This window comes from Mycobacterium sp. 050134 (assembly GCF_036409085.1).
In the GTDB taxonomy this organism is placed as follows: domain Bacteria; phylum Actinomycetota; class Actinomycetes; order Mycobacteriales; family Mycobacteriaceae; genus Mycobacterium.
In genome coordinates, this window is record NZ_JAZGLV010000024.1 from 1 (window position 1) to 22,533 (window position 22,533).

General features: G+C 68.4%; 20 protein-coding genes. 11 read left to right on the forward strand and 9 right to left on the reverse strand.

What is annotated here, in order from left to right:
- Positions 1-546: 546 nt before the first annotated feature.
- Genes SKC42_RS22905 through SKC42_RS22915 form a run of 3 tightly spaced genes read left to right on the forward strand, consistent with a single transcriptional unit; the run spans position 547 to position 2,730 of the window.
- Complete coding sequence (locus SKC42_RS22905) at positions 547-1,563, forward strand: GHMP family kinase ATP-binding protein (RefSeq protein WP_330966546.1); 1,017 nt, start codon at positions 547-549, stop codon at positions 1,561-1,563.
- Positions 1,551-2,168: a D-sedoheptulose-7-phosphate isomerase gene (locus SKC42_RS22910; protein ID WP_330966547.1), complete on the forward strand. Its 618-nt coding sequence runs from the start codon at positions 1,551-1,553 to the stop codon at positions 2,166-2,168. The genes SKC42_RS22905 and SKC42_RS22910 overlap by 13 nt, the downstream gene beginning before the upstream one ends.
- 10 nt (positions 2,169-2,178) lie before the next feature.
- Entirely contained in the window at positions 2,179-2,730 is a 552-nt protein-coding gene (locus SKC42_RS22915) for a D-glycero-alpha-D-manno-heptose-1,7-bisphosphate 7-phosphatase (protein WP_330966548.1), read from the forward strand.
- On the opposite strand, the gene SKC42_RS22920 is transcribed toward SKC42_RS22915, so the two are convergent.
- The gene (locus SKC42_RS22920; protein WP_330966549.1) at positions 2,705-3,484 is read right to left on the reverse strand and encodes a WecB/TagA/CpsF family glycosyltransferase; all 780 of its coding nucleotides are present in this window, start codon (positions 3,482-3,484) and stop codon (positions 2,705-2,707) included. The genes SKC42_RS22915 and SKC42_RS22920 overlap by 26 nt on opposite strands.
- A gap of 277 nt (positions 3,485-3,761) precedes the next feature.
- Between SKC42_RS22920 and SKC42_RS22925 the strand changes: the two genes are divergently transcribed.
- From SKC42_RS22925 to SKC42_RS22940, 4 genes are all read left to right on the forward strand, one after another.
- Complete coding sequence (locus SKC42_RS22925) at positions 3,762-4,754, forward strand: GNAT family N-acetyltransferase (RefSeq protein ID WP_330966550.1); 993 nt, start codon at positions 3,762-3,764, stop codon at positions 4,752-4,754.
- A gap of 50 nt (positions 4,755-4,804) precedes the next feature.
- Positions 4,805-5,494, forward strand: a complete 690-nt coding sequence (locus tag SKC42_RS22930; protein WP_330966551.1) for a DUF5642 family protein — start codon at positions 4,805-4,807, stop codon at positions 5,492-5,494.
- Positions 5,495-5,521: 27 nt separating this feature from the next.
- Positions 5,522-6,178: a DUF5642 family protein gene (locus tag SKC42_RS22935; protein ID WP_330966552.1), complete on the forward strand. Its 657-nt coding sequence runs from the start codon at positions 5,522-5,524 to the stop codon at positions 6,176-6,178.
- Positions 6,179-6,637: 459 nt separating this feature from the next.
- Complete coding sequence (locus SKC42_RS22940) at positions 6,638-8,392, forward strand: SIR2 family protein (protein WP_330966553.1); 1,755 nt, start codon at positions 6,638-6,640, stop codon at positions 8,390-8,392.
- A gap of 16 nt (positions 8,393-8,408) precedes the next feature.
- Here the strand turns inward: SKC42_RS22940 and SKC42_RS22945 are convergent, their stop codons facing one another.
- Positions 8,409-8,597 carry a hypothetical protein gene (locus SKC42_RS22945; RefSeq protein ID WP_330966554.1) on the reverse strand — a complete coding sequence of 63 codons (189 nt, stop codon included), beginning with the start codon at positions 8,595-8,597 and terminating at the stop codon, positions 8,409-8,411.
- 721 nt (positions 8,598-9,318) lie between these two features.
- Here SKC42_RS22945 and SKC42_RS22950 point away from each other — a divergent pair.
- Positions 9,319-9,651 carry a DDE-type integrase/transposase/recombinase gene (locus SKC42_RS22950; protein WP_330966555.1) on the forward strand — a complete coding sequence of 111 codons (333 nt, stop codon included), beginning with the start codon at positions 9,319-9,321 and terminating at the stop codon, positions 9,649-9,651.
- 646 nt (positions 9,652-10,297) lie between these two features.
- Here the strand turns inward: SKC42_RS22950 and SKC42_RS22955 are convergent.
- On the reverse strand, positions 10,298-10,894 hold the full coding sequence (locus SKC42_RS22955; RefSeq protein ID WP_330966556.1) for an alpha-ketoglutarate-dependent dioxygenase AlkB: 597 nt from the start codon (positions 10,892-10,894) through the stop codon (positions 10,298-10,300).
- A gap of 67 nt (positions 10,895-10,961) precedes the next feature.
- Between SKC42_RS22955 and arcA the strand changes: the two genes are divergently transcribed.
- The gene (gene arcA, locus SKC42_RS22960) at positions 10,962-12,176 is read left to right on the forward strand and encodes an arginine deiminase (RefSeq protein ID WP_330966557.1); all 1,215 of its coding nucleotides are present in this window, start codon (positions 10,962-10,964) and stop codon (positions 12,174-12,176) included.
- A 68-nt stretch (positions 12,177-12,244) separates the two neighbouring features.
- Here arcA and SKC42_RS22965 read toward each other — a convergent pair whose 3' ends face one another.
- Together SKC42_RS22965 and SKC42_RS22970 are read right to left on the reverse strand one after the other, a co-directional pair.
- Positions 12,245-13,093: a hypothetical protein gene (locus SKC42_RS22965; protein ID WP_330966558.1), complete on the reverse strand. Its 849-nt coding sequence runs from the start codon at positions 13,091-13,093 to the stop codon at positions 12,245-12,247.
- Between the two features lie 235 nt (positions 13,094-13,328).
- Positions 13,329-14,909, reverse strand: coding sequence for a dolichyl-phosphate-mannose--protein mannosyltransferase (locus SKC42_RS22970; protein WP_330966559.1), 1,581 nt, complete (start codon positions 14,907-14,909; stop codon positions 13,329-13,331).
- 24 nt (positions 14,910-14,933) lie between these two features.
- Here SKC42_RS22970 and rsmI point away from each other — a divergent pair, with 24 nt between their 5' ends.
- Positions 14,934-15,770 (forward strand): 16S rRNA (cytidine(1402)-2'-O)-methyltransferase, encoded by an 837-nt coding sequence (rsmI, locus tag SKC42_RS22975; RefSeq protein WP_330966560.1) that lies wholly within the window; start codon positions 14,934-14,936, stop codon positions 15,768-15,770.
- A 7-nt stretch (positions 15,771-15,777) separates the two neighbouring features.
- Here the strand turns inward: rsmI and SKC42_RS22980 are convergent, their stop codons facing one another.
- The 4 genes from SKC42_RS22980 to SKC42_RS22995 all read right to left on the reverse strand — a co-directional run bounded on the left by SKC42_RS22980 (position 15,778) and on the right by SKC42_RS22995 (position 20,372).
- Positions 15,778-16,791 carry a hypothetical protein gene (locus tag SKC42_RS22980; protein WP_330966561.1) on the reverse strand — a complete coding sequence of 338 codons (1,014 nt, stop codon included), beginning with the start codon at positions 16,789-16,791 and terminating at the stop codon, positions 15,778-15,780.
- Between the two features lie 186 nt (positions 16,792-16,977).
- Entirely contained in the window at positions 16,978-18,237 is a 1,260-nt protein-coding gene (locus SKC42_RS22985) for an aminodeoxychorismate synthase component I (protein ID WP_330966562.1), read from the reverse strand.
- 48 nt (positions 18,238-18,285) lie between these two features.
- Entirely contained in the window at positions 18,286-19,185 is a 900-nt protein-coding gene (locus SKC42_RS22990; RefSeq protein ID WP_330966611.1) for an RNA polymerase sigma-70 factor, read from the reverse strand.
- A gap of 2 nt (positions 19,186-19,187) precedes the next feature.
- Positions 19,188-20,372, reverse strand: coding sequence for an NAD(P)/FAD-dependent oxidoreductase (locus tag SKC42_RS22995; protein ID WP_330966563.1), 1,185 nt, complete (start codon positions 20,370-20,372; stop codon positions 19,188-19,190).
- 290 nt (positions 20,373-20,662) lie between these two features.
- On the opposite strand from SKC42_RS22995, the gene SKC42_RS23000 reads away from it, so the two are divergent.
- A complete protein-coding gene (locus SKC42_RS23000) occupies positions 20,663-22,528 on the forward strand; it encodes a putative bifunctional diguanylate cyclase/phosphodiesterase (RefSeq protein WP_330966564.1) in 1,866 nt (621 codons plus the stop codon).
- The last annotated feature ends 5 nt before the right edge of the window (positions 22,529-22,533 follow it).

Below are 22,533 nucleotides of genomic sequence, written 5' to 3' on the forward strand. Positions count from 1 at the left end.
GCCGGCCGCCCCGTCACCGTAATCATCCATCCCTCAGGCCTGCCCATCGGACACCTCCACACTTCGAGGTGTTGCGACGATCAGTTGAATTCACCTAGTGCACCAGCATCTTCGGCCGTGCATCCCGCTGTGAACACGTCGAACGTGGGGGAAAAGTATAAACCACCAACACTTTTCGTCCATAGGGCCCACGCTCGGAAACAGGAGCGAAGACTACACCCGAACCAATGACTCATGGCACGGGGTGCTTGGCATCAGCGAGCTGTTCAGCGCCGCGGCATTGCCGGCGCTGCAGCGGGGCGAAGACGTCGGATCCGCCGCGGCAATACGATTCGTCAGCGCGGTGCGACCGACACGCCGTAGACGCGGATTGCGACGGCGATCCGTGCGGCCCGCTCAGCCGAAAAGATCCGCCTATGTTTGCTGGTCGGCCTGCTATTCTGTGCCGGATCCGCCCTGGACGATGACGCATCGACAATGGGGTTTGCGCGTCGCGGGCGCGGTCCCATCGACGTCACTGGGCAAACCGCGCCGAAAGAGAGCCGCATGACACGTCCACGGATACGGGCGCGTGCGCCGCTGCGGATATCGTTTGCGGGCGGCGGCACGGACGTACCTCCTTTCCCGTCGACCGAGGGCGGCTGTGTCCTCTCGGCGACCATCGACCGCTACGCCCAGGGTTCCCTCACTCCGCGCACCGATCGCATGGTCACGATCGAGTCGGTGGACTTCAAGACCACCCACGAGATGACCCTCGACAGCGAGATCCTCTACGACGGCAGCCTCGACCTGATCAAGGCCGCCGTGCGCAGGTTCGGCCGCGACGGCACCGACGGCTACGACCTGGTGCTGCGGTCGAGCGCGCCGCCCGGGTCGGGGCTGGGTTCGTCATCGACGATGATGGTCGCCCTGACGGGTCTGCTCGCCGAGCACTACGGCGTGCCCATGGGGGAGTACGAGACCGCCCAGCTGGCCTGCGCCATCGAGCGCGAAGACCTGGGCATCACCGGCGGCATGCAGGACCTCTACGCGGCGACGTTCGGCGGCTTCAACTTCATCGAGTTCACCGATCGGGTGATCGTCAACCCGCTGCGCATCCGCGACGAGATCGCCTTCGAGCTCGAACTCAGCCTCCTGCTCTGCTTCACGGGCATCACCCGGGATTCCGCGCGCGTGATCGAGGACCAAACGCGCCGCGCCACAGCGGGCGCTGGCGACACACTGGCGGGCCTGCGGGCTCAGAAGGAGCTGGCGGTTGCCATGAAGGCGGCCCTGCTCACGGGCAAGTTGAGCGAGTTCGGCGCCCTGCTGGGTGAGGCCTGGACCCAGAAGAAGCGCATGTCCCCGTACATCACGAACGGGCGCATCGACGAGCTCTACGAGCTGGCCACGCGCAACGGCGCGTTGGGCGGCAAGCTCACCGGCGCCGGTGGCGGCGGCTACATCCTGCTGTTCTGCGACTTCGCCAAGAAACACCGCCTGATCGAGGCCCTGGAGGTGGCCGGGGCCACCATCACCGAGTTCGCCTTCGAAAGCAAGGGGTTGACGACATGGCTGGCATGAGCGGCTCGGACGTCGTCGCCCCGAGCGCGGAGCTGGTCGAGAAACGATTGGCGGAGACGATCGCGGTCAAGCAGCAGATGCTGTCGGGCCCCTTCGCAACGCAGACGGTCGAGATCGCGCGGCGGATGATCGAGTCCCTGCGCTCCGGCGGAAAGGTCATCTTCTTCGGCAACGGCGGGTCCGCGCAGGACGCGGGACACCTGGCCGCCGAACTCATGGGCCGTTTCGCCTTCGACCGTCCGGGCCTTGCCGCGCTCAGCCTTCCGGACGCCACCGCGGCGATGACCGCGATCGGTAACGACTACTCCTACGACGAGGTGTTCGCGCGGCAGGTGCTCGCCGCAGGGCGTGCCGGCGACGTCGTCGTCGGGCTCACCACGTCGGGCAACTCGCCCAACGTCGTGCGCGCCCTCGAGGCCGCCGCGCAGGCCGGGATGACGGCCGTCGCCCTCACCGGCGCGGGCGGCGGCAAGGTGGCCGAGGTCGCCGAGATCTGCGTCCGGGTGCCGAGCGGGGACACCGGGCGCGTCCAGGAGGCGTGCCTGCACCTGGGCCACACGATCTGCGAGATGGTCGAAGCGGCGCTGTTCGCCCGGCCGTCCTGACCGGCCTCCCATGGCCACGATCGCCGGGCGGAGGGTGCGCACCGTCTTCTTGGACCGCGACGGGACCGTCAACGTCAAGGCTCCCGATGGTGAATACATCACCTCGCCGGCCGACCTGGTCCTCTTGCCCGGCGCGGCGAGGGCGATCGCCGCCCTCAACCAGCGCGGCGTCCGAACCGTTCTGGTCACCAACCAGCGATGGCTGTCGCGGCCGTCGGCGGATCTCGCGCGTTTCGCCGCCGTCCACGCCCGCCTGCAAGAGCTGCTCGCCGCCGAGGGCGCACGGCTGGACGCCGCCTATCACTGTCCGCACGCGGCGGGCACGTGTGACTGCCGCAAACCCCTCGCCGGCATGCTGACGCGGGCGGCGCGCGAGCACGGGCTGGACCTGGCCGAGGCGGTCATGATCGGCGACAGCGACAGCGACATGCTGGCGGGCAAAGCGGCGGGCACCGCGACCGTTCTGGTGGGCACCGGCGGCCGGGACGCCGGGGGAGCCGACGCAGTGGCCGAAGACCTCGCCGCCGCGGTACGGCTCATCCTGGGCGGCGGGGGCGCCTGAGTCGTTGCGCCGCCGAGCGGGTCAGCAGCGCGAGCGCAAACGGTAGGTCGTCGCGAAGGTATCGACGGGCGAGCCGGCGCGGCTCGAGCGCCAGCCGGTGCGCCCACTCGAGCCCCAGCCGCTGCAACAGCGGAGGGGCCCGCCGGACCACGCCGGCGGCCATCGCGATGCCACCGCCGCAGGCGAGAAACCAGGCGTGGGGCAGCTCGCGCCGGAGCTGCTCGATCAAGCGCTCCTGCCTGGGGAAACCGAGCCCGACAAAGACCAGGTCCGGCGCAGCGGCCACCACGGCGGCGACCGCCCGGCGGGTCCCGTCCGGGGTCCCGTCGAAGCCGAACGCCGGCGACAGCGTGCCGGCGATACGCAGGTCCGGCGAGCGCGCGGCGAGCGCGCCGGCCGCCGTGTCCGGCACCCCTTCGGCTCCGCCGAAAAGGTAGACCGACTTTCCGTCGGCCGCCGCCGCCGCGCTCAACGCGAAGATCAGCGATGACCCGGCCACCCGCTCCGGCAGTGGGCGGCCAGCGAGGCGCGCCGCCCACACCAGGGGCATCCCGTCGGCCACCACCAGCGAGCCCCTGGCGACGAGCTCGGCGAGCGCGGGGTCCCGGGTGGCCGCGCGGGCGACGTCGACGTTCGCCGGGATGATCGTTCCGCCGCGGCCGGCGCCCCAGGCGGCGCACACCACGTCGACCACCTCGCGCAGTGTCAGCGCGTCGAACCACAGACCGCCGACGTGAATCCTCTTCGGCCCCATGGCTGTTGGGTGCGGCGGCCTAACGGTTGTCCCCCGTTCTCGGGTGCGAATGATGCCATCCGCTGAGCCTCCGGCTGCGCTCCACCCGATGATCATGCCGCAGGCCGACGCTTGCCGGGGTCGGAACACACGCCATAACCTGGGCAACATCCGACCGTGTCCAGGAGCGGGTGGCTGGCGCGGTAGACGACGGCAACGCAGGCGGGCGGCTCATGGCACAGCGGTCAGCGCGACGCGCGGACCCGTCCCGTTGCTGCATGATCGGCGGGCTGGCGCAATGGCCGAGTTGACCGGCGCCCGGGCCGAAGAGCTGGCGACGATGGACATCTTCGAGGGGTGTCCCACCGAGGATTTGGCGCCGCTGGCCTCGGCCGTTCGACCCCTGCGCGCCGAGGGCGGCCAGGTGCTGATGCAGCAGGGCGAGCGGGCCGTGTCGTTCCTGCTCATCTCGTCGGGCATCGCCACCGTCACCCACGTCGGCGAGGACGGTGTGGTGGTGGTCGAGCAGGCCCTGCCCGGCATGATCGTCGGCGAGATCGCCCTGCTGCGCGACATCCCGCGGACCGCGACGGTGACCACCGCCGGGCCGCTGACCGGTTGGGTCGGCGACGGTGACGCCTTCGTCCGGCTGGTACACGTTCCCGGGATCATGCCGCGGCTGCTGCGGACGGTGCGCCAGCGGCTCGCCGCCTTCATCACGCCGATCCCGATCCGGGTGCGCGACGGCACCCACCTGATGCTGCGCCCGGTGCTCCCGGGTGACAGCGAGCGGACCGTGCACGGACACATTCACTTCTCTAGCGAGACGCTGTACCGCCGCTTTATGTCGGCTCGGATGCCCACTCCGGCGCTGATGCACTACCTGTCCGAGGTCGACTACGTGGACCACTTCGTCTGGGTGGTGACCGACGGAAGCGACCCCGTGGCCGACGCGCGCTTCGTTCGCGATGACACCGACCCCGCCGTCGCCGAGATCGCCTTCACCGTGGCCGACGCCTACCAGGGCCGCGGGATCGGGTCCTTTCTGATCGACGCCCTTTCCATTGCGGCCAGCGTGGACGGAGTCGAAAGATTCTCGGCCCGAATGCTTTCCGATAACGCACCGATGCGCGCCATCATGGATCGCCACGGCGCCGTCTGGGAGCGCGAGGACGTCGGCGTCATCACCACCGTCATCGACGTGCCGCGCAGGCGCGACCTGAAGTTCCGGCACGACACCGCCGAGCAGATCATGCGCGTCGCCCGCCAGGTGATCGAGGCGGTCGGCTGACCCGGGCGCGCTTGACGTCGATTCCGGGCGTCGCGTGGTATGAACGCCCGATGCGGCCATCCTGGGTTGCCCTGGCGGCATGTCTCGTGCTGACGATGGCCGTGACCGCATGCAGCCATGCATCGGCGCCCCGGCCGTCCGCCACCCCCGCGAAATCCCCACCACCGCAAGGCTTTGCCGTCAACCCCGCCAACATCCGGCGCGTCGTCGCTGACCTGCCGCCCGGATACGAGACGACCACCGCCATCCCCGGCGGGGTGTCGCCGAGGGCGATCTGGAGTCTGGCCGCCGGCGCGACGGCGGATCCGCCCCAATGCGCGACACTGGCCGACCCGGGCGACGGCCGCGACCAGTCCGCGCAGGGCGTGTCCGGTTCCGGGCCGGGCGGCATCGTCAACGCGGTGGTGGTGACTTTGCCCGGGCCGGTGGTCCTGGCGCCCGACGTCGTCGCAGCGTGCGGGCGGTGGTCGATGCGCGCCGGCCGCGACAGCGCCACCGTGCAGCTGACCGACGCTCCGCACGTCGATGGCGCCGATACCGTCGGCATGGTGGCCGAAATCAGGTCATCGGTCGAATCCGGAACCGAAATCGATTCGCGCATCTACACCTTCATCGCGTACCTGGGTTCTTACTACGCCTTCACCACCTTGAGCGCGGACCCGGGTTCGGCGCTGCCGGCGCTGCCTTCGCAATTCGCCGCGAATCTGCTCGTGAAAACGGTGTCCACGTTGCGCGGGTGAGCCAGTGCCTTGGGTAGATTAGCCCCGGTGTTGAAGCTGCTGCTTGCCGTCGCGTCCGGGTGCGCGCTCGCCGGCTGCTCGTCGGGTGCGGACACTTCCGGGCAGAAAGCCGACATCGGCAAGGTTGCCGCCGTCAAGTCGAGCTTCGGGCCCGAGTTCAAGGTCAACGACATCACCGAGCGCGGGATCGACCCCAAGCTGTTGGCCTCCCGGAAGTTGCCCGACGGACTGACCTTCGATCCGGCGAACTGCGCGAAAGCGGCGGTGGGGCCGGACATGCCGCCCGACCTACAGGGCAACATGGCCGCGGTGTCCGCGGAAGGCAAGGGCAACCGCTTCGTCGTCATCGCGGTGGAGACCTCAAAGGCGTTGCCGTTCAACGACCCCGGAAAAGACTGCGCGAAGGTTGCGTTCTCCGGAACGGGGGTGCGCGGCGGCATCGAAGTGGTGGACGCGCCACACATCGACGGGGCGCAGACCCTGGGCGTGCACCGGGTGCTGCAGGCGCTCGTGCCCGGCGGCGCGCGTACTGGTGAACTCTACGACTACTCCGCCCAATTCGGGGACTACCAGGTCATCGTGATCGCCAACCCGCTGGTGATCCCCGACCAGCCCGTCGCCCCGGTCGACACCCAACGCGCCCGCGACCTGCTGGTGAAGGCGGTTGGCGCGGTCCGCGGATAGCCGGTTAGTGGTGCGTCCTGTATTTCATGGACTTTCCCCCCTTTCTGCTACTCGGCGATTGGTCGAACTCAGCCCCAATTGCCACGCTTGACCTTATATGTGGCTCGTGCCGCGCCGACGGGTTGATGTGCGTAGCCATCGGCCGCCGTGGGGCTGGACGCTGCCGCTTGGGACCACGGTCGAGCATGCGCGGCCCGGTTGGGAGCCGAACAGGTGAACCAATCCTTGGAGCGGCTTATCGCCGAGTGTTGTCCGCTCGACGTCTGCTCGCTGATTCCGCGGTGTAGCGCGGGAGCAAAATGGCTGCGTCGAATGTGAAAGCGGTCTCGCGGCCGTCGCATAATCGCTAGACTCGACGCCGGTGCTGGAGGCGAATAGCCCTGCCCGTGGCCCGTCCGCGAGTGGCCATGTGACTCGGCTAGACGACAGTCGTTCACAATTAGCCCAAAGGAAGTAACGGTGGCGCAGACAAATGCAGATTTCTCTGTGAAATTTTTTTCCAACCCATCTATTTCATTTGCGACTCAGCATGATCTTAAGTTACTCTTCGACACCTTGGCCAACCGCGAGGAGCGCTTCACAATCTTTGTCGGTGCCGGGGTCTCGTTGGACGCGGGCCTTCCTTTATGGCCAAGGCTCATCGACAATATCATTGCGCAAATCCCCGATAAGGATTGGCAACGAGAAGCGCGCCTTGACCACAACGATCTGATGCGTAAAGCGGAGTATGTCATTCGATTGACAGAGAGTTTAACAGTATTACCGGTCGAGAGTGTCATACTTAAGGCTTTGTATTTGAAGAGCTCTGGAGACACCCAATTTATTCGCGATCCACAGCCAGGCAGGCTGGCCGATGCGATAGCTCGCTTGTGTATATCGCTTGGCGATCGAGTCGATATTATCACAACGAATTTTGATATATTGCTCGAAAAAAAGGTGGAGGAATACGGGCAGAACGTAGACTCAGCGCACTTCCGCAGCGGAATCGACGACGCTGCTTGGGCGAAGGGAAAGGGTGTTCTTCACTTGCACGGGATTCTTGTTCCAGGCGAAAGGGCAAAGGGAAACATTGTCCTGACCGAGAACGATTTCTTGGAACACGGACCCCAGATTAAGTCATTCATGTTGAATCGATTAAAGCAGACGAACGTACTGTTTATTGGCGTTAGCATGACAGATCCAAATTTGGTAGGACCTTTGTGGGATATTTTTAACTCCAACAAGAAGCATGCGGGCGTCGACCGAAAGCGGTGCTTTATGCTGTCGGTGGCGGCTCCCAGTGTCGAGTCATCCGCAGACGCAGCGACGGTGGACGAGGCAAGGGATCGCGCAATGGCGTCGAAGAAATTCGCAGTCTTGCGGACGAGTTACTTGCGGGACACTCTTGATGTAAACACGATTTTCTTCAAGTCATACGGTGAGCAGATTCAAGCAATCTATGAGATGTCGCTGGCGCTCAGTGACTATGCCGCATACCAATCAGACGACGAGGCAACGTCGAGCCGATATGGCTTTCGTCTCATACGGGCGCTACGGGACAGTTATCGCAACATTGGGTGTGCAGACAACAGCGAGATGCCGGTTGGCGAGCATGCCGAAGCGTTGAGCGATCTCTTGCACGAGCATCTGACTGTCCGGGGTGGCGCGTTGCGAACGGTCATCGACGACGCCAGGAAAGACGCAGCGCAGGCGGCGCTCCAGGGTGAGTTGGGAAAGTATCAGTCTGATTTCGACTCGGAGCAGTTTGGTTTGTTTCTCTGGCTTCGTTTACGGGCTTCTCGTGGCAACGACTCGTACGAATTGCGGCTGGTCGGGTCGTCTGTGTACCGGTATCGCGACGCGTGGTCTGTGGAGAGAACGGCCGACATTTCGCCATTGTCTCGGTTTCCGGCCGGTCGTGCAGCCTTTCGTGGTCAGTTTGTTGTCGAGGACTTCCCCGTCGAGCCGGCGTGGCAGCTGTGGGGGTCGGCTTGGGCTGTGCCATTCAGCTTCTTTTATCCGGGCGCGGATCCTCGCGAGTCGGTAGAGGTGGGTGTAATTTCGCTGCAGTCGACTCGTTTCTGGTCTGAGCCGTGGTCGTCGATTCGGAAGCGTTCCGTTCTGTCGACGCTGAGCGAGGGGCAAGCTGGCAAGCTGGCTGATGAGTTGGCGGGCGTCGGCCGGCAAATCGTGACGACTGCCCTACCGACAGTTCTGTCGGGTGGATCGCCCTAAGCGGCGTTGCGCGTGCCTAGGCCTGGGCGCGTTCTGCCAACTCCTGGCGAATCTGACGTCCGATCTCGGCGGGATCCCCCGCGACGGGACCGGGGCGATATTGCATCGTGTGGCCGTAGAGGGTCCGATGTTCGTAATTGTCGACGGCGACGTCGGTGGCGGAGGTCGTCACCTCGGGCGGATTCATTGGGGCGGGCGAGGTCATGTCGGCGCTGCCTTCCGTGTGCCTAGAATCACGAGCCCTCGTGGCGGGCGGAGTGTGCGGGATGGGCCATTCGGTTGTTCTGATGTTTGTCGATACATTGCCGATCAGGCTTGCGCAACGGCTTGACCTGCCATCTTGTGGCTGATGACTGTTGCTGACGGCCCTTCTGCATCGACTCACCTAAGCATACAGCCTTGGATACTCGGCCGTGGGCAACTTGTTGTCGGGGTCGATTTCGCGCTCAAGTTGTGGGCATGACTTGCCCACGGTCAATGCGGCGACCGACTTGAGCGGACTCGGATGCCGGTGCGCCGTGGCGGGCGTCGCGAGGTTTGTTCGATGCGAGACGGCGCGGCGGAGCGGGGTTGCGTGATGTCGGCGTGCAGTGGCGTGGCCGAGCGGCCGCTTGTCGAATGCCGGGGCGGCATCGCGGAAATAATGTCGTTGCCCCGGCTGGGGCGCGACGGCGTGTAGCGGCGCGACGCTCGGCGGGCTGGCGCAGCTTTGCGGACTGTGACCTACGCGATCAATTCCGGGTCGAGCTCATCTGCGGTGTGTTGCGGACAGCTCTTCCGGACTTTCTCACGTCCCGCGGGTATCGGGCCGCGCGGACCCGGGCACCATCGGATCGTGAAATCCGCGACGAGCAGCTGATCGCCGACCTGCGGGCGGTGCACCGGCAGAACTTCTCGGTCTACGGCGTGCCAAGATGCACCGGGCCATGAACCGCAAGGGCTGGCACCTGGGCCGCGAACAAACCCGACGGTTAATGCGCAAAGCGGGCCTGCGGGGCGCTCAGCGCGGAAAGCCGGTGTTCACCACGATCACCGCCCCGGCCGATCAGCGGCCGGCTGGTCTGGTCAACCGGCAGTTCAAGGCCAGCGCACCGAACCGGCTGTGGGTCGCTGACATCACCTTCGTGCGGACGTGGCAGGGGTTCTGCTACGCCGCGTTCGTCACTGATGTGTGCACCCGCAAGATCGTCGGCCGGGCTGTCTCGGCGACGATGCGCACCGAGGCCATCCCGTTACGGGCATTCAATCATGCTGTGTAGCAGTCGAATACCGATCTATCTGAGTTGGTGCATCATTCCGACCGCAGATCCCAGTCAGTACCTATCGCTGACCTATCCTGATCGGCTCGTCGAACTCAGCATCACGCTCTCGGTGGGATCGCGCGGCGACAGTTACGACAACGCCCTCGCCGAGGCCGTCAACGCCGCCTACAAGACCGAGTTGATCAACCGCGGCAAACCCTGGCGATGCATCGACGACGTCGAACTCTCGACGGCCGATGGGTGGCCTGGTACAGCCAAGAACGCCTGCACGAAGCCCTCGGCTACGTTCCACCCGCCGAGTTCGAGACCGCCCTTGCCGGCACCTCACAACGACCGAGCCAGCCAACCGCGGCCCTCGCGACCGACTAGGAACTAAACCTGGGGTAGTTCACCCTGTCGGCCTTCACCCAACGCGGATGGATTGAGCAAGACGGCAAGACGCTGTTCATCGTCGCCCCCGAAAAACTTGCCCGTCGCGCCCGATTGGGGCCAGCGACGCCACGCCCGGGGGGATTCGAGTACAAGAGCTCTGACCGACGTAGGGGTTGGCTGGACGTTCCCGAGCGGAGCGGTGGGCGACCCCGTCGATATGTCCACTCGCTCACCGATTTCGGATCGGGTACGGGCGGTGCCGGTCAGCGCACTAGCGCACGTCGCGGGGCCGGAACTGGATGCTGACCCGCGGCCCCGTGGGCGCCGACGTCTTGGGCACGGAATGCTCCCAGGTCCGCTGGCATGACCCGCCCATGACCAGCAAGTCGCCGTGGGCCTGCGGCAATCGCAACGACGGGCCCCCACCACGCCGCCGCATGGCGAAGGTTCGGGTCGCGCCCAGGCTTACGATCGCGACCATGGTGTCCTCGGTGCTGCTGCGGCCGATCGTGTCACCGTGCCAGGCGACGCTGTCGGCGCCGTCGCGGTAGCAACACAACCCGATCGTGGTGAAGGGCTCGCCCAGCTCGCCGGCGTAAATGTCGTTGAGCCGGCGCCGCAGGCGCACCAACATCGGGTGCGGCGATTCCTCGACGGCCAGGTCGTGGAAGCTGACCAGCCGGGGCACGTCGACCACCCGGTCGTACATCTGCCGCCGCTCGGCCCGCCACGGCACCGTCGAAAGCAGGGCCTCGAGCAGCTCGTCGGCATCTGTCAGCCAGCCGGCGCGCATCTCGATGAAGGCGCCGTCTCCGAGCTGCCGGCGCTCGGTGTGCTGGAACAGGGAGCCCTGGACCGCGATCTCCACGCCGCCCAGTTTATCGCACATCCGTTCGATCAACGGCTGGGCGGCGTGAGCGGCTACCGTTTCTGGTGTGGGCGTTGTCGAACTGGGCACCAATTCCGAAGTGGGCGCGCTGCGCGGAGTCATCGTCCACCGCCCCGGGGCTGAGTTGCGGCGGCTCAACCCACGCAACGTCGACCAACTGTTGTTCGACGGGCTGCCCTGGGTGGCGCGCGCGCAGGACGAGCACGACCAGTTCGCCTCGCTGCTGCGCTCACGCGGCGTCGAGGTGCTGTTGTTCTCGGATCTGCTGACCGAGGCGCTCAACCACAGCGGGGCCGCGCGGATGCAGGGCGTGGCCGCCGCTGTGGACGCACGTCGGCTGGGAGTGCCTTTGGCGCAAGTGCTTTCGGCCCACCTGCGCAGCCTGGACCCGGGCCGGCTGGCTCAGGTGCTGATGGCGGGGATGACGTTCAACGAGCTGCCGGCGGACACCCGGACCGACGTCTCGCTGGTGCTTCGGATGCATCACGGGGGCGATTTCGTCATCGAGCCGCTGCCCAACCTGGTCTTCACCCGCGATTCGTCGATCTGGATCGGGCCGCGCGTGGTGATCCCGACGCTGGCGTTGCGGGCGCGCGCCCGCGAGGCGTCCCTGACCGACCTCATCTACGCCCACCATCCTCGGTTCACCGGCGTCCGGCGCGCCTACGAATCGCGCACCGCGCCCGTCGAGGGGGGCGACGTGCTGCTGCTCGCGCCCGGCGTGATCGCCGTCGGAGTTGGGGAGCGGACCACGCCCGCCGGAGCGGAGGCGTTGGCGCGCAGCCTTTTTGACGACGACCTTGCGCACGCGGTGCTCGCGGTGCCGATCGCCCAGCGACGCGCGCAGATGCACCTCGACACCGTGTGCACGATGGTCGACACCGACACCGTCGTGATGTACGCCAACATCGTCGACACCCTGTCGGCGTTCACGATCGAGCGCACGCCGGCGGGCGTGACCATCTCCGATGAGGCCCCTTTCCTCGAGGCGGCGGCCAGGGCGATGGGCATCGACAAGCTGCGCGTCATCGACACCGGTCTGGATCCACTGATCGCCGAACGCGAGCAGTGGGACGACGGAAACAACACGCTGGCGCTGGCGCCCGGGGTGGTGGTCGCCTACGAGCGCAACGTGCAGACCAACGCCCGTCTCGAGGAGGCCGGGATCGAGGTGCTGACCATTGCCGGCTCGGAACTCGGCACCGGTCGCGGCGGTCCGCGGTGCATGTCCTGCCCGGTGGCCCGTGATCCCTTGCCCTAGCCGTTGTTTTCGCGGCATTGCGCGCCGGAATTGCTCCTGCGGTCGTGGGCCCCGTCAAATGGCAGCCCTCACGGCAAACTCGGCCGGGCCCGGCGCGCGAGGGCTTCTCGTGCCCGTCGCACGACGAACTCGGGCCGGTCCTCGTTGACCACCCTGATCGATTGCCAGCCGAGGTGGTTGGCCATCTCAGCTCGTCGGATGTCATTCAGGTACTGGCGCCGATCGGTCCTATGGTGGTCTCCGTCGTACTCGAGAGCCACCATTGGCTGCTCCCAGCCCATATCGAGGTAGGCCACGCGACGGCCATCGGTGATCCTTATTTGTGTTGTTGGCCGTGGCAGACCCGCATCGATGAGGAGGAGCCGCAACCAGGTTTCCTTCGGTGATTGGGCACCCCGGTCCATCAGCGCCAGCGCCGTCAGGCAGCGGCGCACGCCCCTCGCGCCTTTGTAGCGGGCAATCAGGGGATCGACGTCCGAGCGAATGAGGCCGGTGGCCGCGGCGAGCGCGTCAAGGTTGGCAACCGCGGCATCGCGCGGTAGGTGTCGGGCGAGGTCAAACGCCGTTCGCGCCAGGCTGGTGAGACGTAGCCCGTTCAGCTCGACCGCCTCGTCTGGACGCAAGCGTTCGCGGCGGATGATGACGCCCGGCGGTGGGTGGTGGAAGGGCCCGACGAGCTCTACCGGGGTGAAATCGTCGACCCATTTGGCGCCGTGGAGTGCGGCGGCGGCGCGCCCCGCAATGATCCCCTGGCGACCCGACCACAGCCAGGCGGCAACGATGTCGACCCCCAGTGACCTCGGGGCATTTCTCGGTAGATACACATTCGGATGGATCCGCCGGTAATTCCACCTCAGTTGCCCGCGGGTCAGTTGCCCGCGGGCGACTGCCTCACTCCCAAGAACGACTTCGGCCATGGGCCGTTATGGTGCTCGGCTTTTCCGACATCGCAGTCCGATTGCGCCCTGGGTTGTGGATAAGCCGAATCCGCGACCATGCCAGCAATTTCGGTGCGCGTCGAGGGGTGCAAGCCCGGCGGTTTACAGCGAGGGTGCGTCCTGGGCTGCAAATGAGCGAATTCCGTGACCATGCAGGCAATTTCGGCGCACAGCCGCGCAGCCGCGCAGCCGCGCAGCCGCGCTGCATGCGCCGTCAGCGCCAGCTGGGCAGCCAGATCTCCATGTTCCACGTCTGTTGGGAGATGGGCAGGCCGGTGAGCACCGGAAACAGCCACGCAAAGTTGGTGACCACCAGGGCCAGATAGCAGGAGACGGCGATCAGTCCCAGGGTGCGCCGCTCGGAGTTCTTCGCGAGCCGCGGACCCGCGGAATACAGGATGTCGCCACAGATCAACGCGATGGCCATGGTGAGGAAGGGCCCCATCGTCGCCGCGTAGAAGAAGTACATCTGCCGGTCGATGTCGGCAAACCAGGGCAGCCACCCGGCGCAGTACCCGGTCAGCACCACCGCGTAGCGCCAGTCGCGGCGCACCAGCATCCGCCACGCCGCGTATACCAGCACCGGCGCGGCCAACCACCACATGGCGGGTGTGCCGACCATCATTTCCGCTTTGACGCACGATTGCGCGCCGCATCCGGGCACATTCTGCTGATCGATGGCATAGAGGACGGGCCGCAACGACATCGGCCAGCTCCACGGCTTGGATTCCCACGGGTGGTAGTTGCCGGCGGCATTCGTCAGACCCGCATGGAATTCGAACGCCTTGGCCGTGTAATGCCACAGCGAGCGGATGGCGTCGGGCAGGGGCACCACGGAGTGGGGGCCGATCGACTGGCCCACCTCGTGCCGGTCGATGGCCGTCTCGGAGGCGAACCACGGCGCATAGCTGGCCAGGTACACCCCGAACGGGATCAGGCCCAGCGCGTACGCAGTGGGGAGGAAGTCGCGCCGCAGCACCCCGAGCCACGGCCGGGTCACCTGGTACTGGCGTCGCGCCGCCACGTCGAAGGCCAACGACATGGCGCCGAAGAACACCACGAAGTAGAGCCCCGACCATTTTGTGGCACAAGCCAATCCGAGCAGGATGCCCGCCAGGAAACGCCACCAGCGCACACCCAGCCGCGGGCCCCAGACGGTGTCAGCGTTGCGGCCCGCCATGAGCGCTACGTGCATCCGCCGGCGGACCTGGTCCCGGTCGACGATGAGCGCCCCGAAGGCGGCGACGACGAAGAAGGTGAGGAAGCCGTCGAGCAGTGCGGTCCGGGCGGCGACAAAGCTGACGCCGTCGCAGGTCACCAGGACCCCGGCGATCGCGCCGACCAGCGTCGAGCGGCTGATACGCCGCACGATGCGCATCACCAGCGCGACCACGACCACACCCAGCAGCGCGCCGGTGAACCGCCAGCCCACCCCGTCGTAGCCGAAGATCGCCTCCCCGAGCGCGATCAATTGCTTGCCCACTGGGGGATGGACCACGAGGCCGAAGCCGGGGTTGTCCTCCACGCCGTGGTTGTGCAACACCTGCCAGGCCTGGGGCGCGTAATGCTTCTCGTCGAAGATCGGCGTGCCGGCGTCGGTGGGCGAGCCGAGGTTGAGGAAACGGGTCACCGTGGCCAACAGGGTGATCACGCCGGTGACGACCCAGCCGCGGATCGTGTCGGTGGGCCCGAAATCGGCCACCGGAACCAGCGGCCCGGGACTGACCACCGGCACGACGCGCTCCTGGGTGGCATCCTCTGCGCGCACGGAGGTTTCGCTGGGCGGGGCGATCATCACGTCGATCGTAGGCTGTCCGTCATGACCTCTGGCCGCCTATTGCTGGGCGCGACCCCGTTGGGCCAGCCGTTGGACGCCTCGCCGCGTCTCGTCGACGCCCTCGCCCGTGCCGATGTGGTGGCCGCCGAGGACACCCGGCGCCTCCGGACGCTGGCCAAGGCGCTTGAGGTGCGGGTCTCGGGCCGGGTGGTCAGCCTCTTCGACAGCGTCGAGGCCGACCGGGTGGAGCCCCTGGTCGATGCGGTCCGCGCCGGTGCGACCGTGCTGGTGGTCAGCGACGCCGGGATGCCGCTGATCAGCGACCCGGGCTACCGGCTGGTCGCGGGCTGCGTGAATGCCGGCCTGCCGGTCCAGTGCCTGCCCGGTCCGTCCGCCGTGACGACGGCGCTCGCCGTCTCCGGCATGCCGTCGGACCGGTTTTGCTTCGAGGGGTTCGCGCCGCGCAAGAAGTCCGCGCGCAGGACGTGGCTGGCGTCGCTGGCCGACGAGCCGCGGACGTGCGTGTTCTTCGAATCACCGCGCCGGTTGGACGCATGCCTGCGCGACGCCGTCGAGGAACTTGGCGGGACGCGCCGGGTCGCGGTATGCCGGGAACTGACCAAGGTGCACGAGGAGGTGGTGCGCGGGTCGCTCGACGAACTCGCGGCCTGGGCCGCCGACGGCGTGCTCGGCGAGATCACGGTCGTGCTGGCCGGGGCGACGCCGCGCACGGACCTGCCGTCCCTGGTGGCCCGGGTGGAGACCCTGGTGGCGGCGGGGGCGCGCGTCAAGGACGCCTGCGGCGAGGTCGCCGCCGCGCATCCCGGCGTGCGATCGCGGCAGCTCTACGACGCGATCCTGCAGTCACGCCGCGAGTGAGCGCCCGTCAGAAGTGGGGGAGGTTCAGCGGGTTCGGTAGCGACGGAAGCGCCGGCGGCGGCAACGCCGGTAACGCGGGCGGCGGCGGCAGCGCCGGCAGCCCGACGGGGAAGGCCGGAAGTGCGGGCGGCGGCGGCAGTGCCGGCAGACCCGGCGCGCCGGACGCGATCATCGGGAGCGCCGCCGCGGCCAGGATCGTGGGGTCGATACCCGGCAGCCCCGGAACTCCCGGCAGCCCGGGCAGACCCGGCAAGCTCGGAAGACCGACGCCTGGCAACGCGGGCAGGCCAACCGCCGGGACACCGGGCAGGCTCACCGCGGGCAGGGCGGGCAAACCCACCGCGGGCAGACCGGGCATGGCCGCGGCCGCGGCCAGCGTGGGCAGGCCCACTCCAGGCAGGCCCACCGTCGGCAGGCTGACGCCGAGGTTCTTCGGCAAGAAACCGATCTGCTGCAGGTAGGCGATCGCGATGGCGGCGCTGGTCACCGTGCCGACGGCACTGCTGGCCACACCGACCACCGTGCCGCCGACGCCCACGACGCCGTTGACGATCGAGAACGCCGCGTTCGCCCCGTAGGGGACCGCGGCGGCGCCGAGCACGCTCGGCAGGAGCACGTTGGGGTCCAGCATGCCGAGAGCGGCCGCGTCGGGCAGGCCCAGCAGGCCGGGGTCCTCCACTCCGCCGAGCGGTACCGAGCTACCGCCGGCGGCCGGGGCTGCACCGCCGCCACCGCCACCGCCCACGAAGCTGGGACCGGCGGCGACTCCGGCCGAGGGGCCCCCGGGAGGTGTGGGGGGTGTCACGTTGGCCGCCGGGGTGAACGGTGTCGGCGCCGGCGACACCAGGTCGCCGGCCGGCTTCGGCGTCTCGGGCATGAGGACGGAAGCCACCCGCTCGCACTTTGCGCCACCGCACGCCCCGCCGGCAGTGATCGGCGTGTTGACCGAAGTCAGCGGCGTGACCGCCAGCGTTCCACCGACCAGGGCGGATGCCGCGGCGCCAAGGAGAGCGATTCTCATGACTAAGCCCCCATCTTGCATTCGACTCGTGATCGGCACGGGTCGCTGGTCAGAGCTTAAGCGCAACCTGGCGGTGATGCGGCCGTTATTCCGGAATCCGGTCACCCCGGATCGCCACGATTCCGGCCGCTGGCCAGCCCAAATGACGCCGAGGTTGCCGCCCGGCGATTTGATCGGAAACGGCCGTCAACCGGGTGAGCCCGCGGTCGCGATGCACCTCGCCCCGACGATCGGGGACGCCTTGTGCAGGCACTCGGCCCATTCGGCGTCGGGGTCGGAATCGGCGGTGATCCCGCCGCCCACGCCCAGCACGGCGTTCCCGGCGGCGTCGAATTCGACGGTGCGGATGGCGACGTTGAGTTCGCATCCCGCCAGCGGGGACGCCAAACCGATCGTGCCGCAATACACCCCGCGTCGGTCCAGCTCCCACTGCGAGATGAGTTGGCGGGCCCGCGTCTTGGGCGTTCCGGTCACCGACGCCGGCGGAAACGACGCGTTGAGCAGCGCCGACGTCGGCAGTTCGAGGGGAACCTGCGCCGACACCGTCGACACCAGATGCCACACGCCGGGTGCCCGCCGCACCACTAACAGCTCGGGCACGGTGACCGTGCCGGTGACCGCGACCCGGCCCAGGTCGTTGCGGACGAGGTCCACGATCATGATGTTCTCCGCGACATCCTTCGTCGAGGCCCGCAGCGCCGACGGCCGGGCGTCCAGCGGCAGGGTGCCCTTGATCGGGCTGGAGGTGACGACCGCCCCGCGCCGCCGCAGGAACAGTTCTGGTGACAGCGAGGCCACGGCGCCCCAGGGTCCGGCCAGGTAGGCCGCCCGGGCCGGGGACGTCTTGGCGATCCCGTCGGCGAAGAAATCGAGCGGCGCGCCGGTGACGGTCCCGGTGAGCTGGGTGCAGACGCACGCCTGGTAGACCTCGCCCGCCCCGATCGCCTCGAGGCAGGCGAGCACGCCGGCGCGGTGGGCCGCGCGGTCGGGGGTACCCCAGTCGATCCGGCATTCGCGCCCCGGCGCCGGCCCGGCCGCGAGCGCGGTGGTGAGCCAGCCCGGCATCGGCGCACCGGACAGGCTTTCGTACCACCAGTTGCCGGCCGCGTCTCGGCGCAGCACGCAGTCCGTCCAGCCGCCGGCGGCCGCGGGAATCCGGGCGGGCTGCCCGTCCGCGGCCGGATCCGGATAGGAGAGGTAACCGAACCAGCCGCCCCCCACCGCGTCGATGTAGGGGGTCTTCGCAGCGGGGGCCGGGGCGACGGCGAAAACGTCGTCGACGCTCACCGGCCGCACCGCCAGGCTGGGGGCGATGACCGCCAGCGCGCCGAACCACTCGCCCGTCAGGGCCGCCGGCGGGGGGAGGCCGAGCCGGTTGGTCGCGGCGCCGACGGCACGCAGCACCGCCGGCGCCGCGCCGAGGTCACCAAGCCGGTCGATTCGCACCGCCTCAGCTTGACAGAGCGCGGGATTTCCGCACGCCGGGCGCCGGCCTCAGCCGCGGCTGATGTCGCGCGCCGCCGCCAGGTTGGTCAGCTTGTCCGGGTTGCGGGTCACGTAGAAGTTGGTGATCTTGTCGCCGACGATCTCGACGGTCACCACCCCCTCGAGGTGCCCGTCGAGCATGAACAGCACCGCCGGGGCGCTGTTGCAGGTCACCATCTCCAGGCGCAGGTCCGGCCCGGCCTTGCGCAGCAGCCCGGCGACGGCGGCGGCCACCCGCGCGGCGCCGACGACGGGCCTGCGGGCGGCGCTGACCTTGCCGCCGCTGTCGGCCGTCCAGGTCGCGTCCGGGGCGAGCATGGTCATCAACGCCTCCACGTCGCCGTCGGCGGCCGTATGCAGGAACCGCGCGGTGATTTCTGCGTTGCGTTGCGGGTCCGTCGCGTCGAATCGTTTGCGCCGGGCCCGCACATGCTCGCGGGCCCGGTGCGCGACCTGCCGCACGGTCTGCGCCGGCTTACCCACCGCGTCGGCGATCTCGCCGTAGTCGAAAGCGAACACCTCGCGCAGGACGAACACCGCCCGTTCGTCGGGGCTGAGCGTCTCGAGCAGGACGAGCATCGCCATGGAGACCGATTCCGCGAGGACGACGTCGGCCGACGGGTCCCGCTCGTCGAGGAGCAGTGGCTCCGGGAGCCACGGCCCGACGTACTCCTCGCGGCGCCGGGCACCGGCGCGCAGCGCGTTGAGTGCGTGACGGGTGACCAGCTGGGCCAGGTAGGACTTGGTGTCGCGCACCGACGCCAGGTCGACCGCCGACCACCGCAGGTAGCTGTCCTGCAGCACGTCGTCGGCCTCGGTCGCGGAGCCAAGGATCTCGTAGGCGATGGTGAACAGCAACGGGCGCAATACGGTGAACCGTTGCGCGTGCTCGTCGCCGGGCGGCTTCATCTTCACCGGAGGGCGGCCTCCCGGTCGTCCGGCAGCCGCGCGGCCCGGTTGCCGCCCTTCAGCCAGAAATAGGAGCCCGGCTTGGTCGCCTCCCGCCGAATGGACCACAGGGTGCCCTTGCAGATCGCCTCCTTGAGCGAGGCGGCGACGCGTCCTCCCACCAGGAGGTTCATTGGGGTGTCGTCGGTGTGGGCGAGTTGGACGGCGCCGTCGGAGCGGCCCAAGCTGATGCATTGGCCGACGAACGCCTGGTTCAGTGCCGCCGGCGTCTTTCCGGCGATGCGGCTCAGCACGGTGTCGGCGGCCTGGGCGCCCAGCGGCCCGGCGGCCTGGCAGCTCATCCGCAGGGGCCGGCCCGACGGCGCCGCGGCGTCGCCCGCGGCGACGATCCGGCCGTCGTCGACGCTGGTGAGTGTCTCGTCGGTGAGCAGCCGGCCGAGGTCGTCGGTGTGCAGCCCGCTCCGAGTGGCCAGGTCGGGCACCGTGAACCCGGCGGTCCACACGGTGACCGCGCTCGGCAACACCCCGCCGTCGCTGAGCACGACCGCGTCGGAGCGCACCTCGCCTGCGGCGACGGACTCGAGCACGTTGACGCCGAGCCTGCGCAGCCGCTTGGCCACCGAACGGCGGCCCCGGTCGCTCAGCGACGGGCCGAGCATGCCCCCGCAGATCAGGGTGACCGCGCGTCCCCGTCCGGCCAGCTCGGCGGCCGTCTCGATGCCGGTCAGCCCGCCGCCGACCACGCCGACCGGGGCTCGCGGCGGCAAGTCGGCCAAGGCGTGCCGGAGCCGCTCCGCGCTCTCGAGATCCGTCACCCGGTGCGCGAATTCGACCGCACCGGGGATCGCCACTGGCACCGCGCCGGTGCTGCCGACGGCGTAGACGAGGTAGTCGTAGGCCAGCTCGGCGCCCGATCCGAGTACGACGCGCCGGCCGGCGGTCGTGAGGTGGTCGACCGCGTCGACCACCAGCCGGATCCCGTCGGCGAGCAACGACTCGTAGTCGGCCGTCGCGGCGCCGGTGTCGGCGACCAACTGGTGCAGGCGAATTCGCTCGACGAATACCGGCCGAGGGTTCACCAGCGTGATGTCGATGTCCGGATTCTGCCGTAGCCGGTTGGCGGCCAGCGTTCCGGCATACCCCCCGCCGACCACGACGACGTGAGTTCTTGGGGCCACCTCGGTCATTGCTCTCTCCTACTCTCTCGGGGTGTGTGCCCTTGAGACACCGCGCGCCCCGCGGGCGTGACAGTCGCGACGCGGATGTGACTCGCCTCACTGCACCGTGCGGGCTCGCCGTGGCCCTCTTGAAGTCCGTCGCGCCGGAGGCCGGGTGCTAGGCTGCGCTACACCGGTTCGGGGCATGTCCCCCGGCGAGGGCTGCCCGCCGGACATCCGCGAAAGACCGTGAAGACGACCATCCGCCTGATTGGGCCGGGCGCCCAGCCGGGGACCTGTGGCCCACCTGGGAGGAGCCCGTGCCGCGCAGCCTGGATCTCGTCGTCACCTCCGTGGCCACCCAGCTCATGGAAGCCACCGGGGCCACCGCAGCGCGGGTTAGCGAACGGGTCTTGGCGCAGCTCGTCGAGCAGTTCGATCTGGACGCAAGTTTTCTGCGTCACCATGACCACGACGTCCGGGCCTCGGTCCTCGTCGCCGAGTGGCCGCCGCGCGAAGAGCCGCTGGACCCGGACCCGCTGGCCGTCGTCCACTTCACCAGCGCCGACCCGGTGCTCGCCGAGTGCGAGCACGGCAGAAAGCCGGTCATCGTCCGGCCGGGCCAGCCGCACCGACCCCTCCTGCGCTGGACGGGCAAGGGCAGGGGCGAGGCCCCGCCGTCGGTGGCCGTCGCGCCGCTGGTCTCGGGTGACGTGACCACCGGCGTGCTCGGCTTCGTCAAGACCGGCGCGCGAAGGTGGCGACAGGAAGAGATCAACACGCTCGAGGTGGTCGCCGCCCTGTTCGCCCAGCTCGAGGCCCGCATCGCGGCCGAGGAGAAGCTGCGGTACCTGGCCGAGCATGACGACCTGACCGGCCTGCACAACCGGCGGGCGCTGGTGGCGCACCTGAGCGAGCGGCTCACCCCGGGCAACCCCGGACCCGTCGCCGTCCTCTACCTGGACCTGGATCGGCTGAAGCCGATCAACGATTACCTGGGCCATACGGCCGGCGACTGGTTGATCAGGGTCTTCGCGCAGCGGCTCCGGACGTGCGCCGGCAGTGAGAGCATGATCGCCCGGGTCGGCGGCGACGAGTTCGTCGTGGTCCCCGACCAGCCCATGACGACCGCGACGGCCGAGTCGTTCGCCCGGCGGCTGGGGACGATGCTGCGCGAGCGGCTGGCCATCGGCGGCCATATGATCACGCGCACCGTGAGCATCGGGCTGACGGTCGGCATGCCGGGCCGGGACAACGGCACCGACCTGTTGCGCCGGGCCGACGAGGCGGTCCTGACCGCCAAGCGCGCCGGCGGCAACCAGGTCGCGATGTCTACCGACGACATGTCCCTGAAGAGCGCCTTTCGCAACGACATCGAGCTGCATCTGCAGGGCGACATCGACAGCGAGGCGCTGCTGCTGCACTACCTGCCCGAGGTGGACCTGTGGACCGGCGCGGTCGTGGCGGCCGAGGCGCTGGTCCGTTGGCGGCATCCCATCTGGGGCCTGCTGCTGCCGGACTCGTTCATCGGGGTGGCCGAGTCGACCAACCTCGCCGGGGAGCTGGGCCGGTGGGTGATGCGCAGCGCCTGCGCCGAATTCAGCCGCTGGCGATCGAACGGCGTGGGTCTGGGTGCCACCCTGCGCATCAACGTGTCACCCGTGCAGCTGATCACCCGGGGCTTCGTCCGCAGCGTCGCCGACACCATCGACGAGTTCGGCATCGACGCCGGATCGGTCTGCCTGGAGATCACCGAACGTGCGGTGGTGCACGACATCGAAACCACGCGGAAAACGTTGGGAGAGCTCAAGGACGTCGGGGTTCAGCTGGCCATCGACGACTTCGGCACCGGGTATGCGGTCCTGTCGCACCTGAAGTCGCTGCCGGTCGACGCGCTGAAGATCGACACCGGCTTCGTGCGCGACCTGGGCAACAATGCCAGCGATCTCGCCATCGTTCGCGCCATCATCGGTCTCGCCGAGGCGTTCGGTCTGCAACTGGTCGCCGAGGGTGTCGAAACCCCGGCCGCGGCACTGACTTTGATGCAGCACGGCTGTCACCGGGCGCAAGGTTTCCTGCTGTCCCGCCCCGTCCCCAGCGACGCCATGGAAGCTCTGCTCGCCGCGCGCTGGATGCCGATGCCATTCCTCGCCGACCGCGAGGCATTGTCGTCAGGCGCGATCTAGTCCCG